Genomic DNA, 1,862 nt, shown 5'->3' with positions numbered 1-1,862 from the left:
TGAAGTCCTGGAAGGTGCTGACCAGGCTGCGCTGTTGCCCGCATCGCGCGACCGCACTCGTGCAGGCGATCCTCGTGCTGCAGCTGGTGGAAGAAGGCCGCTACTCAGGATGAAAAGGGCTCAGTGGACGAGCTTGGACAGGCTGGTGAGGGTGAGGCCGGCGGCGAGGCGCCGCCTGCGTAACTCTCGACCGAAGCAGACCTCCCCCTGGACCACCATGGACCTCCCGTATGTCCGCGGCACCGAGAGTTACTGTCTGTAAGAGTGCGCCAGCGGTGCGGCGCGAGCAAGGCCAGTCGCCGTTTCCTGTTTCCAACCAGAAGATGGCTGTGGTCGGGGAACTGTACCCGAGCTCGGACGTGCTTCCTCTTCGATGCTGACGGCGAAGTCGGGGGAGACGGCCGCACGGAAGCCTGCCCAGGGACCGATGAGCACACGACGAACCAGATAAGGGCACACACGGCCGGCTGCCGACCACGACAAAATGGGCGCTGCCACACCCACGCCCGAGCGTTGGCCCCGTGCCAGCGGGCCATCACTGATCGCGGATAGGAGGGCGGGGCGGCGGTCTCAGGCAGTTGATGAGTTCGACCACCAACGGCCGGGCCCAGACTTGACGATCTGAAAGCCTGAAAGCGCTGCATCAGGCCCGTCTGACGCCCAGTGCATGTGCTCCCGCGAACCGAGCCGGTTAAGGAGCCCAAGGAACGTCATCGCCAGGCGGGCAACTCAGAGATGTGGACTGAGGCGTTTGGCGATCCCTTCGGTCTCATCGAGGTCGAGACAAGGGACCTCGCCCGACTGCGTGCCGCCCTCGGGGAGAGTGCCGGCCACATGGAAGTGAACATGGGGGACGGCTTGGCGCGCAGATACCCCGTTGTTCTGCCAGACAGCGATACCCCCGGGGTCGTAGGCGGCTGTGATGGCACGTGCCGCCCGCCGCACGGCGCTCATCAATTGCTGCTCCTCCGCCGGGACCACGTCCATAACGGTAGGACGGTGAGCCACCGGGATCACCAGCACGTGTCCCTGCCCACGCTGCCAACGCGTGACCAGGATGGCGACCTGCTCCCCCCGTTCCAGGATGGTGGAGGGATGGAGTCCGGCGAGATAGTCGCAGAAGGGACATCGGTCGACTGATGGCATGGATATTGGCATGTTTCCGATCTTCCCGCATCTCGTCACGTGGCGCGACCGTGCACAGGGCCGGCAGAGAAATGGCATCTCTTTCGTGACCTCCATGCCTTCTTCCCGTCCGGTCGGTATGTCGACGCAGATGAGCAAGCAACACCGCAGGGATACCACACCTAAGATCTCTACACGGAAGTTCCTACAGCCCGCGGACGGCGTTACCGAGCGGCCTACCTAATCCGGACATGAAGCACGGAACAGTCGATATAGACTTCATACGAGCAAAGGTAGCGGTGTATACAGACAAGTGCTTCTGGCACTCCTAGCTCAAGTACACTGCGTACACCGCATGGCCAGGAAAGTTGGCACGAAACATTGCGCGGGACGTTGCCATGAACGAACACCTGCATTAGACAAGGTGCCGACTCATTCGTATATGAGACCATGAGGATCCGTCGGAATCGGCCGGATGCTTCGCCGAGGAAGTCATGTGGCCCGGGCGCACCATCCGATGCATAACCTCGCGCACAAGCGCAGGTCACTGCCCAGCGCGCGACGACCAATCTTGCTCGCGCGCCGGCAACCGGCTATATCCCCTCCCTACCCTCAGCTATTCAGCCGGGGCGGTAGCTGTGCTCTAGAACATGAGAAAAGGTGCCCCTGAACTGCAAGGATTCGGGTGTCGAAGCCATATCCGCTGCAGAAGCAGGTGCACCTTTCTGGTGAGTGAG

General features: G+C 62.1%; 1 protein-coding gene and 1 pseudogene. One reads left to right on the top strand and one right to left on the bottom strand.

Features of this window, described 5'->3' with window-relative positions:
- A pseudogene (locus tag ACTWPW_RS63955) lies at nt 1-113 on the top strand (IS5/IS1182 family transposase); the annotation flags it as partial.
- 616 nt (nt 114-729) lie between these two features.
- Here ACTWPW_RS63955 and ACTWPW_RS63950 read toward each other — a convergent pair.
- Nucleotides 730-1,146 (bottom strand): HIT family protein, encoded by a 417-nt coding sequence (locus ACTWPW_RS63950; protein WP_443175001.1) that lies wholly within the window; start codon nt 1,144-1,146, stop codon nt 730-732.
- Nucleotides 1,147-1,862: the final 716 nt, after the last annotated feature.

Source organism: Nonomuraea sp. KM90, assembly GCF_052246675.1.
Lineage (GTDB): Bacteria > Actinomycetota > Actinomycetes > Streptosporangiales > Streptosporangiaceae > Nonomuraea.
The sequence above is the reverse complement of the archived record's forward strand: the minus strand, read 5'-3'. Positions and strand labels throughout refer to the sequence as shown.